The sequence below is a fragment of the Kitasatospora sp. NPDC007106 genome (assembly GCF_040634455.1).
Classification (GTDB): Bacteria; Actinomycetota; Actinomycetes; order Streptomycetales; family Streptomycetaceae; genus Kitasatospora; species Kitasatospora arboriphila.
Map to the genome: position 1 here is coordinate 1 of NZ_JBEYFP010000094.1, position 15350 is coordinate 15350.

13 protein-coding genes are annotated in these 15350 nt (G+C 73.6%); 11 read left to right on the forward strand and 2 right to left on the reverse strand.

Going from position 1 to position 15350, the window contains the following annotated elements:
* Nucleotides 1–43 precede the first annotated feature (43 nt).
* Complete coding sequence (locus ABZ641_RS11845) at nt 44–2887, reverse strand: DEAD/DEAH box helicase (RefSeq protein ID WP_359981054.1); 2844 nt, start codon at nt 2885–2887, stop codon at nt 44–46.
* 467 nt (nt 2888–3354) lie between these two features.
* Here ABZ641_RS11845 and ABZ641_RS11850 point away from each other — a divergent pair, with 467 nt between their 5' ends.
* From ABZ641_RS11850 to ABZ641_RS11860, 3 genes are all read left to right on the forward strand, one after another.
* The gene (locus ABZ641_RS11850) at nt 3355–3729 is read left to right on the forward strand and encodes a hypothetical protein (protein ID WP_344621634.1); all 375 of its coding nucleotides are present in this window, start codon (nt 3355–3357) and stop codon (nt 3727–3729) included.
* A 44-nt stretch (nt 3730–3773) separates the two neighbouring features.
* Entirely contained in the window at nt 3774–4103 is a 330-nt protein-coding gene (locus ABZ641_RS11855; RefSeq protein ID WP_344621633.1) for a metalloregulator ArsR/SmtB family transcription factor, read from the forward strand.
* A gap of 167 nt (nt 4104–4270) precedes the next feature.
* Nucleotides 4271–6634 (forward strand): immune inhibitor A domain-containing protein, encoded by a 2364-nt coding sequence (locus tag ABZ641_RS11860; RefSeq protein ID WP_359981058.1) that lies wholly within the window; start codon nt 4271–4273, stop codon nt 6632–6634.
* Nucleotides 6635–6903: 269 nt separating this feature from the next.
* Here the strand turns inward: ABZ641_RS11860 and ABZ641_RS11865 are convergent, their stop codons facing one another.
* Complete coding sequence (locus ABZ641_RS11865) at nt 6904–7530, reverse strand: TetR family transcriptional regulator (protein WP_344621631.1); 627 nt, start codon at nt 7528–7530, stop codon at nt 6904–6906.
* Nucleotides 7531–7664: 134 nt separating this feature from the next.
* Between ABZ641_RS11865 and ABZ641_RS11870 the strand changes: the two genes are divergently transcribed.
* The 8 genes from ABZ641_RS11870 to ABZ641_RS11905 all read left to right on the forward strand — a co-directional run.
* A complete protein-coding gene (locus ABZ641_RS11870) occupies nt 7665–9251 on the forward strand; it encodes an FAD-dependent monooxygenase (RefSeq protein ID WP_359981061.1) in 1587 nt (528 codons plus the stop codon).
* Between the two features lie 64 nt (nt 9252–9315).
* A complete protein-coding gene (locus ABZ641_RS11875) occupies nt 9316–9990 on the forward strand; it encodes a helix-turn-helix domain-containing protein (RefSeq protein ID WP_359981064.1) in 675 nt (224 codons plus the stop codon).
* A complete protein-coding gene (locus ABZ641_RS11880) occupies nt 9987–11321 on the forward strand; it encodes an MFS transporter (protein ID WP_359981067.1) in 1335 nt (444 codons plus the stop codon). Before ABZ641_RS11875 ends, ABZ641_RS11880 begins: the two co-directional genes overlap by 4 nt.
* A gap of 167 nt (nt 11322–11488) precedes the next feature.
* Complete coding sequence (locus ABZ641_RS11885; RefSeq protein ID WP_030268693.1) at nt 11489–11872, forward strand: hypothetical protein; 384 nt, start codon at nt 11489–11491, stop codon at nt 11870–11872.
* Nucleotides 11873–11892: 20 nt separating this feature from the next.
* Entirely contained in the window at nt 11893–12885 is a 993-nt protein-coding gene (locus ABZ641_RS11890) for a transcriptional regulator (RefSeq protein WP_359981070.1), read from the forward strand.
* Nucleotides 12886–12922: 37 nt separating this feature from the next.
* A complete protein-coding gene (locus ABZ641_RS11895) occupies nt 12923–13357 on the forward strand; it encodes a roadblock/LC7 domain-containing protein (RefSeq protein ID WP_344621625.1) in 435 nt (144 codons plus the stop codon).
* A gap of 58 nt (nt 13358–13415) precedes the next feature.
* Nucleotides 13416–13790, forward strand: a complete 375-nt coding sequence (locus ABZ641_RS11900) for a hypothetical protein (RefSeq protein ID WP_344621624.1) — start codon at nt 13416–13418, stop codon at nt 13788–13790.
* Between the two features lie 206 nt (nt 13791–13996).
* Nucleotides 13997–15350, forward strand: a 1354-nt coding sequence (locus tag ABZ641_RS11905) for an aminopeptidase P family protein (protein ID WP_359981074.1), incomplete at its 3' end; no start/stop codon positions are given.

A 15350-nucleotide genomic window follows, 5' to 3' on the forward strand; every position in this document is an offset into this window, starting at 1 on the left:
GCGGGGATCACCCCGCACACCCGGCGGCACCGCCGGTGGACCGCTAGCCGACCGAGGAGTAGGCGATGATGCCGCGGCGGAGGGAGTCGACCGCCTTGCGGGCGGTGCTCCGCAGGTCGGTGTCCTCGCCGGCGGCGTCCTGGATCTGGCCGAGGACGTCGATCAGCTGCTTCGTCCAGCGGACGAAGTCGCCGGCCGGCAGCTCGGCGTCGCGCAGGACGGCGTCCAGGTTGTGGCCGAGGGCCCAGCGCCAGGCGACCCAGGCGAAGCCGAGGTCGGGCTCGCGCTGGCCGACGCCCTCCGCGGTGGAGATCCGGTGCTGCTCCTCCAGGGCGTCGAGGTGGCCCCAGATCCGGATCATCTTGCCGAGCGCCTCCTTGGCGGCGCCCTCCGGGACGCGCGGGGCGACGGCGTCGTCGGACTGCCGGGCCTCGTACACCAGCGCCGAGGCGCAGGCCGCGAGCTCGGCGGCGGACAGGCCCTTCCACACGCCCTCGCGGATGCACTCCGAGGCGAGCAGGTCGAGTTCGCCGTAGAGCCGGCCGAGCCGCTTGCCGTCGTCCGTGACGGTGTCGCCCTGGAGGTAGCCGAGGTCGGCGAGCAGGCCGCAGACCCGGTCGAAGGTGCGCGCGATGGTGTGGGTGCGCGAGCGCATCCGGCGTTCCAGCAGCTCGGTGTCGCGGTGCAGCCGGTGGTAGCGCTCGGCCCAGCGGGCGTGGTCCTCGCGCTCGTCGCAGCCGTGGCAGGGGTGCCGGCGCAGCTCGGCGCGGAGCCGGGTGATCTCCGGGTCGTCCGCGGCGGCGGCGCGGCCGCGGCGGTACCGCTCGGGTTCGAGGTGGCCGGCCTTGGTGCGCAGCGCGGAGGCGAGGTCCCGGCGGGACTGCGGGCTGCGCGGGTTGAAGGACTTCGGGATCCGCACGCGCTCGACGGCGGCGACCGGGTACGGGAAGTCGATCATGGCGAGGCGCTTGACCTGGCGCTCGGCGGTGAGCACCACCGGGCGGGGCCCGTCCTGGTAGTCGGGGTGCCGGGGGCCGCCGCGCCCGCCCCGGGCGACCGGCGGCAGGCCGGGGTCGAGGACGAGGGCGAGGCCGGCGAACTTGCCGGTGGGCACGTGGATGACGTCGCCGGGCTTGAGCTGTTCGAGGGCCACGACGGCGGCGGCCCGGCGCTGGCTGGTGCCCTCGCGGGCCAGCTCGTTCTCACGGTCCTTCAGCTGCCGGCGCAGCGCCATGTACTCGTCGAAGTCGCCGAGGTGACAGGTCATCGACTCGCGGTAGCCCTCCAGGCCCTCCTCGTTGCGCTGGACCTGGCGGGCGATGCCGACCACCGAGCGGTCCGCCTGGAACTGGGCGAAGGAGGTCTCCAGCAGCTCGCGGGAGCGGTGCCGGCCGAACTGCCCGACCAGGTTGACCGCCATGTTGTACGAGGGGCGGAAGGAGGACTTGAGCGGGTAGGTGCGGGTGCCGGCGAGGCCGGCCAGCGCCTCCGGGTCGAGGCCGCGCTGCCAGAGCACCACGGCGTGGCCCTCGACGTCGATGCCGCGGCGGCCGGCCCGGCCGGTGAGCTGGGTGTACTCGCCGGGGGTGATGTCGGCGTGGGTCTCGCCGTTCCACTTGACGAGCTTCTCCATGACCACCGAGCGGGCGGGCATGTTGATGCCGAGGGCGAGGGTCTCGGTCGCGAAGACGGCCTTGACCAGGCCCTTCACGAAGAGCTCCTCGACGACCTCCTTGAAGCGGGGCAGCATGCCAGCGTGGTGGGCGGCGATGCCGCGCTCCAGGCCGTCCAGCCACTCGAAGTAGCCGAGGACGTGCAGGTCCTCGTCGGGGATGTCCTGGCAGCGCTGCTCGACGATCTCGCGGACCTGACGGCGTTCGGCGTCGCGGTTGAGTCTGAGGCCCGAGGAGAGGCACTGCTGGACGGCGGCCTCGCAGCCGGCCCGGCTGAAGATGAAGGTGATGGCGGGCAGCAGGCCCTCGGCGTCGAGGCGTTCGATGACGTCGATCCGGCCCGGGGTCCAGACCCGGCCGGGCCGGCCGGCGGGCATGGAACGGCCGCGGCCCTTGGCGAAGCGGTCCCGGCCGCCGCGGTCCAGCTCGGAACGGGCGAGCCGGACGAGCTCGGGGTTGACCGCCTTGGCGGGGTTGCGCGGGGCGTCCTTGGGGCGGCCGTCGCGGTCCGGGTTGGCGAACAGGTCGTACATCCGGTTGCCCGCCATGACGTGCTGCCACAGCGGCACGGGGCGGTGCTCGGAGACGATCACCCTGGTGCCGCCGCGCACGGTGTCCAGCCAGTCGCCGAACTCCTCGGCGTTGGAGACGGTGGCGGAGAGCGAGGCCAGCACCACGGACTCGGGGAGGTGGATGATGACCTCCTCCCAGACGGCGCCGCGGAAGCGGTCGGCCAGGTAGTGCACCTCGTCCATCACCACGTAGCCGAGGCCGTTGAGGGAGCTGGAGCCCGCGTAGAGCATGTTGCGGAGCACCTCGGTGGTCATGACGACCACCGGCGCGTCCCCGTTGACGCTGTTGTCGCCGGTGAGCAGACCGACCTTGTCGGCGCCGTAGCGCTTGACCAGGTCGCCGAACTTCTGGTTGGAGAGCGCCTTGATCGGCGTGGTGTAGAAGCACTTGCGGCCGCTCGCCAGGGCCAGGTGGACGGCGAACTCGCCGACGATGGTCTTGCCGGATCCGGTCGGCGCGGCGACCAGGACGCCCTCGCCGGCCTCCAGGGCCCGGCAGGCCTCGATCTGGAAGGGGTCGAGCGGGAAGTCGTAGAGCTGCTGGAAGCCGTACAGCGCGGTGGCCTGTTCGGCGGCGCGGCGGCGGGAGGCCGCGTAGGCCTCGGCGGGACTGAGCTGCTCCTCGGGCAGGGGGGCGTTCATCGGCGTCACCTTCTCTTCCCGTGGGAGTGCTGCCCGTGCGGGCCGGACGGGTGCGCAGACGGCGACGCCTGCGGCTGCGGGGCCGTCCGGACTGTCCGTCCGGCCGGGGCGCAGCTGGTGTGGTGGGTGTGATCGAGCATCTCGCCCAGAGGTTACCCGGCGTGGCCGACATCGATAGCACCCTTTTCCGGGTCCCTCGCGGACCGCCGCGGGCGGGTGGTCACGGGGTGCGGTCGGGTCGCTGCAACGGGTCGAAGATGTGTTCGAAGGTGGGCCTCGGACTGGCAGTTCAATCACATCCTTAGTTGCAAATGTCTTCAAGTCGTCGCCGAATCGACGTCAAATGACCTCTGATCACTCATCCACGATCGATTCCGGTCATCCAGCGAAGATTCCCGACCGTCTCCCTACAGTCGTTGCCGAACCCGCCCGAACGGTGCGGGGACCGCGACAGCAGGAGGAAGACGATGGCGAACCCGGAGACCGCGCTCAAGGAGGCCATGACGATCGAGGGCGCGATCGGCGTCGCCCTGGTCGACTACGGCAGCGGCATGGCCCTCGGGACGCTCGGCGACTCCGCCGAGCTCGACCTCAACGTGGCAGCCGCCGGCAACACCGACCTCGTCCGGGCCAAGATGCGGACGATGGAGATGCTCAACCTGCAGGACAACGGGATCGAGGACATCCTGATCACCCTCAGCAGCCAGTACCACCTGATCAGGCCGCTCACCACCTCCGGCGGCCGCGGTCTCTTCCTCTACCTGGCGCTCGCCCGCAGCCGGTCCAACCTCGCCATGGCCCGCCACCAGCTCCGGCGGATCGAGGCCAACCTTGAGGTCTGAGCCCACCCGCGGCCGCATCGACCCGGAGCCGGAGAGGGGGCCGCGTGCCCGTACCGCTGTACCAGGCCAAGGCGGAGTTCTTCCGGATGCTCGGCCATCCCGTCCGCATCCGGGTGCTGGAGCTGCTGCAGGCCGGCCCCACGCCCGTCCGTGAGCTGCTCGCGGACATCGACATCGAGCCGTCCAGCCTCTCCCAACAGCTCGGCCAGCTGCGCCGGGCCGGGCTGGTGACGGCCACCAGGGAGGGTTCCACCGTCGTCTACGCACTGGCCGGCGCCGATGTCGCCGACCTGCTCCGCGCGGCCCGCCGCATCCTGACGGAGCTCATCCAGGACCAGGGCGTGCTGCTCGCGGAGCTCAGAGCCTCCGACTGACGGCCCGACGGCCGCGCACACCCCTCCTCTCCCATGCACCTCGACGACCACCGTCCGCCGGGCGGGGGATCGATGACGCACGTTCACACGTCTTCCATGTGACCGATGACATGTGAAATATTACCCGCGCTCATCCGACCACCCCCGCCCGGAAGGACCGGTCCCCGTTGAAGCGCACACCCTCCACGGCCCTCGCGGCCGTGCTCGCCCTCGGCGCCCTCGTCGTCGGCATACCCGGCGCCGCGGCCGCGCCGTTACCCGCAGGTCCGCGGCTCGCCGCCGAAGCCGCCCCCGGGGCCGAGGGCCCGCAGCCCGACCCCGTCCCGCAGGAGCGCCGGCGCCAGGCCCTGCGCACCGAGGCGCTGGAACGGCTCAACCGCGGCACCGTCGCCCGCACCCCCGACCACCGCGCACCCTCGAAGGTCCGGATCGGTGACGACTACGTCCAGCTCGGCGTGGAGCGCCGCGACAAGGTCTTCGTGATCCTCGCCCAGTTCGGCGACCAGGTGGACACCACCACCCGGTGGAACGGCCAGCCCCGCTACGGCGGCACCCCCGGCCCGCGCCACAACGCCATCCCCCGGCCCGACGCGAGCGACACCCACACCTTCTGGAAGGCCGACTTCGACCGGGACTACTACCGCCGGATGTTCTTCGACGCGACGCCCGGCGCCAACTCCGTCCGCAACTACTACCGCACCCAGTCCTCCGGCCGGTACGACATCGACGGCACCGTCAGCGACTGGGTGACCGTCCCCTGGAACGAGGCCCGGTACGGCAGCAACAAGGGCCCGCAGGGCAGCGGCGCCTGGACGCAGACCCAGGAGTTCGTCCGGGACGCCGTGACGGCCTGGTACGACGGTGAGATCGCCAAGGGTCGCACCCCGGCCGACGTGAAGGCCGAACTCGCCCGGTACGACGTCCACGACCGCTACGACCACGACAAGGACGGCGACTTCGACCAGCCGGACGGCTACCTCGACAACGTGATCGTGGTGCACGCCGGCGTCGACGAGACCTGGGGCGGCGGCGCCCAGGGCACCGACGCGCTGTGGGCGCACCGCAGTTGGGCCTTCCCCGACCCGACCGGCAGCACCGGCCCGGCCGGCGACCGGATCGGCGGCGTCCCGGTCGGCGACAGCGGCCTCTACGTCTACGACTACCTGCAGGCCGGCGAGAACAGCGGCGTGGGCCTCTTCTCCCACGAGTACGGCCACAACCTCGGCCTGCCCGACCTCTATCCGCTGACCGGCGGCGACAACTCCGTCAACTTCTGGTCGCTGATGTCCTCCGGCTCCTACCTGGGCACCGGACGGAAGAACACCACCGGCGAGTACCCGGGCGACCTCGACGCCTGGAGCCGCCTCCAGCTCGGCTGGCTGAACTACGACGAGGCGCAGGCCGCCACCCGCTCCAGCCACGCCCTCGGGGTGAGCGGCTACAACACCGACCAGGCCCAGGCCGTCCTGGTGCACCTGCCGCCGGGCCGCACCACCACCGACCTCGCCGACCCGTACGAGGGCGGCGCCCAGTGGTGGAGCGACACCGGGGACAACCTCGACAGCACGCTCACCCGCACCGTCGACCTCACCGGCCGGACGGGCCCCGCCGCCCTGGACGCAGCGGCCTGGTACGACCTGGAGCAGGACTACGACTTCCTCACCGTCGAGGCCTCCACCGACGGCGGGAAGACCTGGCGGCCGCTGCCCGGCACCGTCGACGGCGCACCCGTCCCCGCCACCCCGGCCGGCACCCCCGGCCTCAGCGGCGCCTCCGGCGGCTGGCGGAAGCTGCACGTCCCGCTGGACGGACTCGTCGGCAGCAGCGCGGAACTGCGCTTCCACACCACCTCGGACTCCAACACGCACGGCAAGGGCGCACTGGTCGACGCCGTCCGGATCACCGCGGGCGGGGCCGAACTCCTCGCGGACGGCGCCGAGCACGGCGGCGACCCCGGCTGGACGGCCACCGGCTTCTCCGTCGTGCAGGGCCGCGCGGCGGTGCGCGAGCACCCGCGGGCCTACCTGGTCGAGAACCGGCGGTACGCGGGCTACGGCGCCTACCTGCGGACCGGGCCGTACAACTTCGGGTGGACCGGGGTGGCCGGCAAGGCCGGGGTGATCGACACCTACCCCTACCAGGAGGGCGTGCTGGTCTGGCTCTGGGACACCGCCTACTCCGACAACAACACCAAGGACCACCCCGGCGCCGGGCTGATCCTGCCGGTGGACGCGCACCCGGGGGCGATCCGCTTCAAGGACGGCACCCTCGTGAACGGGCGCGCCCAGACCTACGACGCGGTCTTCTCACTGAAGGGCACCACCGCCTTCACCCTGCACAAGGCGGGCGAGGCCGTCCGGATCGGCGCCGAACCGGCCGTCCCGGCCTTCGACGACCACCGCGGGGCCTACACCGACCCGGCGCTGCCCCAGCTCGCGGTCGCCGTCCCGGACACCAACACCCGGATCGAGGTCGTCCGGGAGAGCCAGGGCGGCCGGATCACCACCGTCCGCGTCGGCCCGGCCTCCTGACCGCCGTCCCGGACGGCCGCACTCCGGCCCTCCGGCAGCACAGCACCGGAGCACCACAGCACGACGGCGCCCCGGCCTGACAGTGCGACGGCCTGACAGTGCGACAGCACGACCGGCTCACCGGCCCCCGGCGGATCTCCGCCGGGGGCCGGTGGGCATTCCGGCCGGCCGGGGGCGACTTGTCACCGGAAGGTCGGGAGGCCAGGGGCCGGGAGGCGGGGACGGTGGCGGGAAGGCGGGTCGGTGGCCGGGGCCTGTGCGGCCCCGGCTCAGTAGCCGAAGCCGGCCGCGCCGGTGCGCAGCAGCGCGAAGGCGGTGCCGGTGTCCTCGACGGCCCGCCGGTGGGCGTCCGCCTCCGGCACGCCGTCGGAGAGCCGCCGCCAGTTGATGCGGGTGAGGTCCTGCCGGACCGAGACGAACTGGGCGGCGAGCAGCCGGGCCGTCAGCTCGCCCTCGCCGCCGAGGGCCTCGGCGAGCAGCTCGGTGTCACGGGCGATCCAGTCCAGCAGGTGGGAGGAGAGGCTGGGCGTCCCGTAGACCAGCCGGTGGAAGGCGAGGACCTCGGGATCCGCGCAGAGGCCGGTGACCGCGTCCCGGGCGGCGAGCCGGTCGAGCTGGTGGCGCTGGAGGGCGTCCAGCGGGGTCTCCTGCGGGCCGCGGGCGGCGACCACCCGGCCGGACTCGCCGAGGTGGTCGGCGATCCGGTGCAGGACGAGCTCCTCCTTGGTCGGGAAGTAGCGGAACAGGGTGGGCTTGGAGACCTCGGCGGCGGCGGCGATCTCGAGCACCGAGACCCCGTCGAAGCCGTGCGCGAGGAACAGGCCGATCGCCGTGTCGGCGATCGCCTGCCGGGTGCGCTCCTTCTTGAGGGTCCGCAGACCGGGCGGCTCGTTCATGGCAGCGATTCTAGCCCGGGAACTGACTCGGACTCTTTTGTTACCGGGTTGCATTTCTTACCGGGTTGCTGTTCCATGGACGTTGTCCGGGCCTTCCAGAAGCCGAGTCCGGGCCCCAGGGGAGGAGTTCCACCATGTCCGACGCCATGTCCGACGCGATGTCCGACGCCACGCCCACCGCCGCGCCCGGCACCGCGTCCGGGGCCACGCCCGGCACCGTCCGCGAGACGACGTCCGTCCTGATCTCGGGCGCCGGGCCGACCGGCCTGACGCTCGCCTGCCTGCTGGCCCGCCAGGGCGTGGCCGTCCGGGTGGTCGAGCTTGCGCCCGAGCCGCACTCCGGCTCCCGCGGCAAGGCGCTCAACGCCCGCAGTCTGGAGGTGCTCGCCGACCTCGGCCTGGCCGACGCCCTGCTCGCCTCCGGCCGGACCAACCTGCCGTTCCGCCGCTACTTCGAGGGCGCCTTCGTCGCCGAGTCCGACCCGGCGGCGGAGACGCCGACCACCCCGGCCGCCCCCTTCCCCAGCTCGCTCTTCCTGCCGCAGGACAGGGTGGAGGCACTGCTACGGGGCCGGCTGGAGGAGCTCGGCGGATCGGTCGAGTTCGACACCGAGCTCGCCGGGTTCGCCCAGGACGACGAGCGGGTCACCGCCCGGCTCGCCGACGGACGGGAGATCGAGGCCCAGTACCTGGTCGGCTGCGACGGCGGGCGCAGCACCGTCCGCAAGCAGTTGGCCATCCCCTTCACCGGCAACAGCGAGCCGGAGCCGGCCATGGTGGTGGGCGACCTGGAGATCAGCGGCCTGGAGCCCACGGCGTGGCACCAGTGGTTCGGCCCGCAGGGCGCGCTGCTGCTCTGCCCGTTCGGCGACGAGGACGGCCGGTGGCAGGTGCAGGCCACCCCCGAGACCGGCCCCGACGGCACGGCGCTCGCCCCCTCGCTGGAGGGGTTCCGCCGGATCGTCGCCGAGCACACCGGCGACGAGTCCATCGAGGTTCGCGGGGCCGGCTGGCTCTCCAGCTGGCGGGTCAACGTGCGGGTGGCGGAGCAGTACCGGGTCGGCCGGGTGCTGCTCGCCGGCGACGCCGCGCACGTCCACCCGACGGCGGGCGGGCTCGGGATGAACACCGGTATCCAGGACGCGTGGAACCTCGGCTGGAAGCTGGGCCACGTCCTGACCGGCCTCGCCCGGCCGGCCCTGCTCGACACCTACGAGGAGGAGCGGCAGCCGATCGCCGCCTGGACCTTGCGGACCTCCACCGCCGGGATGGCAGCGGTGGCGGAGGGCGCCCGCACGCCGGGCGTCGGTCTGGAGGCCGTGCGGGTCGACGACCTCACCGGCCTCTCGCTGGGGTACCGCTGGAGCCCGCTCGCGGAGGACGGGCTCGGCACGTCCCTGCAGGCCGGCGACCGCGCACCGGACGCCCCCTGCGCCGACGCCGAGGGCCGCCCGATACGGCTCCTGGAGACGTTCGCGGGCGACCGGTTCACCCTGCTCGCCTTCGGCCACCAGCCCGCCGCCGACCTGCCCGGACACGTCCGCACGGTGACGGTGGACGCGGACGACCCGGCCGGGCTGCGGGACACCGACGGGCACGCCCGGCGGGCCTACGGCATCGAGGGCTCGGCGCTGGTGCTGGTCCGACCGGACAACCACGTGGCGCTCACCGCACGCCAGGGGGAGGAGCAGGCCGTCCTCGACTACCTGGGACGCCTGTGAGGCACCGCCCGCCGGGAGCCCGGCCTGCTTGTAAAGACTTCTTTCTAAAGATAGCTTTAGAAGCATGACCGAGGAGCACCCGGCACCGGACGTGCCACCCACCGTGCAGCTCAGCGACCCGCGGGCGCTGAAGGCGTACGCCCACCCCACCCGGATGGCACTGGTCGGGCTGCTCCGCCGCGAGGGCCCGCTCACCGCCACCCGCGCCGCCGAGCTGATCGGCGAGTCCGTCGCCAGCTGCTCCTTCCACCTCCGCCAGCTCGCCAAGTACGGACTGGTGGAGGAGGCGGGCGGCGGGCGCGGCCGGGAGAAGCCGTGGCGGGCCACCGCCCTGTTCACGAGCTGGGACACCGCCGCGGCGGACCCGGCCGCCGCCCAGGCGGCCGGTGCCCTCCAGCGCACGGTGGTCGAGCGGTACGCCGCCCTCGCCGCCCGCTGGCTGGAGGCCCAGCCGGAGGAGGAGCCGGCCTGGCGCAGCGCCGCCGGAATCGGCGACACCCTGCTGCACCTCACGGCCGAGGAGCTCACCGAACTCGGCGCCCGGATGGACGAGCTGACCCGCCCCTACCTGGACCGCCTCGGTGCCGGGGCCGACCGTCCGGCCGGCAGCCGCCCGGTGCTGGTCGTCCGGATGGCACTCCCGGTCGACCTGCCGGCCCCCGGCGGCCAACCCCCCGCACCCGACCGCCCGCACCATTCCGACCACCCGCAGGGCCCCACCGAGGAGGAGGCACGGTGACCGCCACGACCGAGCCCACCGGCACGCGCCCCTCCGCGCCGCCCACCGGCCCCGACCAGCCCAGTCACTCCGACCGCCGCGGCCGGCGGCTGATACCCGCCCTGCTCCGGATCACCGAGTTCCGCCGGTACTGGACGGGTCAGACCATCTCGGCCGTCGGCGACCAGATCACCACCATCGTGCTACCGCTGGTCGCCGTCAGTACGCTGCACGCCGACGCCGGCCGGATGGGCCTGCTCACCGCCGCCGGCTGGCTTCCCAGCCTGCTCTTCGCCCTGCACGCCGGCACCTGGGCGGACGGCCGCTCCGACCGCCGCCGGGTGATGATCGTCGCCGACATCGCCCGGGCGGTGCTGCTGCTCACCGTGCCGCTCGCCTTCCTGCTGGGCGTCCTGACGCTCACCCAGCTGTTCGTGGTGGCCTTCGCGATGGGCACCTTCGCCGTGCTGTTCGACGTCTGCAACGCACCGCTGTTCGTGGCGGTCGTCCCGGACGGGCGCTACGTCGAGGGCAATTCGCTGGTCAACGGCAGCCGGGCGATGTCCTCGGCGGCCGGGCCCGGCCTCGGCGGCGGCCTGGTGCAACTGCTCGCGGCGCCGCTGGCGCTGGTCGCCGACGCACTGTCCTTCCTCGCCTCCGCGGTCGCCCTCGGCAGCATCCGGCCGTCCGAGCCGCCCGCCGAGCCGAAGGCCCGCGGCCGCATCTCGGCCGGGCTGAAGTTCATCACCACCACCCCGATCATGCGGGCCGCGCTGCTGGGGACGGCGACGGTGAACCTCTTCACCTTCATGATCGCCGCACTGTTCGTGCTGTACGCGACGACCGAACTCGGCCTGTCCGCGGGCCTGCTCGGCGCCGTCCTCAGCGCGGGCGCGCTCGGCGGGCTGATCGGCGCCACGGTGACCGCCCGGATCAGCCGCCGGATCGGCATCGGCCGGGCCGTGGTGCTCGGGCTGATCGCCTACCCGGCGCCGCTGCTGCTCGTCCCCGCGGCGCGCGGCGGCACCCTGCCGGTGGTCGCGCTGCTGCTGGCCGCGGTCTTCGGCTCGGGCATCGGCGTGATGCTCCTCGATATCACAGTCGGCTCGCTCTTCGCGGCAGTAATCCCGGATCGGCTCCGATCCCGGGTCTCCGGCGCCTATCAGGCGGTCAACTACGGCATCCGTCCGCTAGGTTCCCTTCTGGGAGGGGTGCTCGGAAGCACGCTCGGCCTGCGGCCGGCGCTCTGGGTCGCCGCCATCGGCGCGCTCACCTCGTTCCTCTGGCTGCTGCCTTCGCCGATCCCCGGCCTCCGCGACCTGCCCGACGCGCAGGAGGAGAAGGGACTCTGACGCATCGTCAGGGAAAACCCCGGGAGTCGGGCATATGCCCGAGGAAAGTGCCGGAACCCTCCCCCGCGCCGTCCACGGCGCGGTAGCGTTACGCCCCGTTGGGGCTACAGCCAGTAAGGGCGTGGCCACGGACGCGTCACGGGGGCGCTGAGGAGGGGTGCACACCATTGCCGGGGATCGACGACTGCCTGATCGAGGCGATGACCATCACCGGGGCTCTCGGTGCCAGCCTGGTCGACTGGACCAGCGGCCTCGCCCTCGGCGCCGCCGGCGCCGGCCCCGGCGGTGACCACGACGCCGGGGCGGCCGACGCCACGGAGGTGGCCAGGGCCATCACCCAGACCTCGTCCTTCGCCGACCCCGCCGCGAGAACCGCCCCGGCCGAGGACGTCATCGTCACCTCGGCGGGCACGTACCACCTGATCCGCTTCGTGGAGACGGCGTTCGACAGCAGCGTCTTCCTCTACCTGCGCCTCGACCGGGCCACCGCCAACCTCGCCATGGCCCGGTTGCGGCTCGCCACCATCGCCGACGGACTGGTGCTCGCCTGATGCAGCCGACCCTGCAGCCGATGCTGCCACCGGCCCCCCTGCCGGTCGTCCACCGCCCCACGACCAGGCTGCCCCGCAGGCACCGCTCGGGCTTCGCCCCGGCCACCGTCTTCGAGGCCGCCCTCACCGACCTCGCCGCCGACCGGGCCACCGGCGCCCTGCACGGCTCCGCCGGCACCGTCCACCTGGTCGACGGCGAGGTGGTGCACGCCGAGAGCCCGGCCACCCCGGACGTCGGCACCCTGCTCACCTCGGCCGGCCGGCTCTCCGCCCGCACCTGGGCGGACGCGATGGCCGCGACCCGCGGTACCGGCAACGCGGCCGAGCACCTGGTCGCCGCCGGTGCGATCGGCCGCGGCGAACTGGAGCTCTGCCACCTCACCGCCGTCCTGGACGCGGCGTTCTTCGCACTGCCGCAGAACGACGGCCCGATCGGCTTCCTGCCCGGGGTGCGGCCCGGGCTGACCCTGGTCCGGCCGCTCGACGCCGGCGAGTTGCGCCTCGCGGTCGGCCGGCGGCGGGCGCTGCTGGACCGCACCCACCCGGCCGCGGGCCTGGACGTCTCCCCCGTCCGCGCCCGCACCGAACCGGCGACCCCCGACCGCAGGGCCGCCGCCTGCAGCGGTCGGCGGCGGGCGGTGCTCGCCGCGGCCGACGGGTACCGCACACCCGCCCAGATCGCCCGGCTGCTCGGCCGGTCCGCCTACACCACCCTGCTCGACATCCGGCACCTGGCGGCCGTCGGGCTCGTCGAGACCCCGGCGGTAAGGGACGGGCCCGCGCCGGTCGCCGCAGTCGGCCCGGCCGTCGCAGCCGGCCCGGCCACCGGGCCGGTGGCCGCACCCGTCCCGTCGCCCGCACCGGTACGGCCGGGCGGAGTGCCACCGCAGGCCGGGCCGCCCCCGGCTCACCCGGAGGTACTGCTGCCGTCGCCGGCGCTGCACGACTTCCCGCCAGATCCGGAGATCGCCCTGCTGCTCCGGATCCGAGCCGCCCTGGAGGCCCGACTGTGAGCGTCCCACCCGCCCGTACGCCGTTCCGGGCCGCGTCATGAAGCGCGCCCTGCGCCAGTTCACGGCGAAGCGGACACCGGCCCTGCCAGAGCCGGAGGTGCTCAACGAACTGCGCGGGCTGCGCGCCACCGTGCCGCACCTGACCGGCGGGCTGGTCGCCACCACCGACGGGCTGGTGGTCGCGCACGACACCAACGGCCTGGAACCGGAGGGCCTGGCGGCGCTGACCGCGGCCGCCCTCGGCGTCGGTTCCCGGTTGATCGAGGCGAGCGGCCAGGGCGGTTTCCGCGAGCTGCTCACCCGGGGCGAACACGGCTACACGGCGACGTACGCGGCCGGCGGCTACGTCGTGCTGACGCTGTTCGCCGGGCCGGACGCCAATGTCGGCCGGCTGCACTTCGAGGCCCGCCGGGCCGGCGGCCGGATCGCCGCGATCGCCGATGCGGCCCTGGAGCGCCAGGACCGCCCCTGACCACGTTTGACCCAGCATCACCGACACACCGTCGATCCACCTTCTGGAAGGAACCACCATGGCCAGCACGGAGCACGCACTCAAGGACGCGATGAGCTCGATCGAGGGCGCCATCGGCGTTGCCCTCGTCGACTACAACAGCGGTATGGCCCTCGGCACCATCGGCGGCGGCCCGGAGCTCGACCTGAACGTCGCCGCGGCCGGCAACACCGACGTGGTCCGGGCCAAGGTCCGGGCGATCGAGATGCTGAACCTCAAGGAGGCGATCGAGGACATCCTGATCACCCTGTCGACGCAGTACCACCTGATCCGGCCGCTCACCAGCCGCTCCGGCAAGGGTCTGTTCCTCTACCTCGCCATCGACAAGCAGCGTTCCAACCTGGCGATGGCCCGCCACCAGCTCAAGCGCATCGAGGCCGAGCTGGAGGTCTGACAGCAGCACAACGGGCAGCGGGCCGGGGGTGATCCCCCGGCCCGCCGGTGCGTCCGGCGAAAGTGGCGGGGCAGGCCCCTGGCCGGTATTGAGGTGTCACACATAACATGGCAATGTGAAATTGCACATGCCCTGAGGCCACCCCACCCGCGCCCCCGAAGGAGAGCCAGCCCGCCGTGACCACCGACGCCGTGAAAGCCGACGCCGTGACCACCGACGCCGCGAGCACGCCCGCCGTCCCCGCCCCGCCGAACACCGGCAGCCACGACCTTCCCGTCTCCCCCGCCCTGGACGCCTTCATGGGCACCGCCTGGGCACCCAGCCCGCTGCCCGCCTCGGAGCGGGTCGCCGCCCACGGGGTGACGCCGGCCCGCCGCGCCGCCCTGGCCGCGGCCTTCCCCGGCGAGCGCCTGGTGGTGCCCGCCGGGCAGCTGAAGGTCCGCAGCAACGACTGCGACTTCCGCTTCCGGCCGCACAGCGCGTACGCCTGGCTCACCGGGCTCACCGGCGAGGAGCAGGTGGGCCACGTGCTGGTGATCGAGCCGGACGGCGAGGCGGTGCTGCACGTCCGCCCGCGTTCACCGCGCGGCGGCGGCTCCGAGTTCTACCGGGACCGCCGCTACGGCGAGTTCTGGGTCGGGCGGCGGCCGGACCTCGACGAGGCCGAGCAGCTGACCGGCATCCGCACCGTTCACCTGGACGCGCTCGCGAAGTCCGTCGGCCCCGGGGCCCGGGTGCTGGCCGGGGTGGACCCGGCGGTGGACGCGCTGACCGGCCGCCCGGCCGCGGCCCGCACGGCCGGGGACGACCGGCTCGCCGCCGTGCTGTCCGAGCTGCGCCTGGTGAAGGACGCCTGGGAGGTCGGCCAGCTCCAGCTCGCGGTGGACCACACCACGGCCGGCTTCGAGGACGTCGTCCGCGCGCTGCCCGAGGCCCTGCGGCACCACCGCGGCGAGCGCTGGCTGGAGGGCACCTTCGAGCGGCGGGCCCGGCTGGAGGGCAACGGCACCGGGTACGAGACGATCGTCGCCTCGGGCGCGCACGCCTGCGTGCTGCACTGGATCCGCAACGACGGGCCGCTCGATCCGTCGCGGCTGCTGCTGCTCGACGCCGGTGTGGAGACCGACAGCCTCTACACCGCGGACATCACCCGCACCCTGCCGCTGAGCGGCCGGTTCACCAGCGCCCAGCGGGACGTCTACGAGCTGGTGCTGGCCGCGCAGGAGGCCGGCATCGCGGCCGTCCGGCCGGGCGCGAGCTTCCGCGACTTCCACCGGGCGGCGATGACGGTGATCGCCGAGGGGCTGGCGGAGTGGGGCGTGCTGAAGGTGTCCGCCGAGGAGTCGCTGCGGGCCGAGAGCGGGCTGCACCGCCGGTACACGCTGTGCAGCAGCGGCCACATGCTGGGCCTGGACGTGCACGACTGCGGCCGGGCGCGCGCCGAGACCTATCTGGACGGCCGGCTGGAGGAGGGCCACGTGCTCACCGCGGAGCCCGCCCCCGCGCCGGCCGCACCGCGCAGACCCACCAAGGCCGAACCGTTCACCGCCACCCTCACCG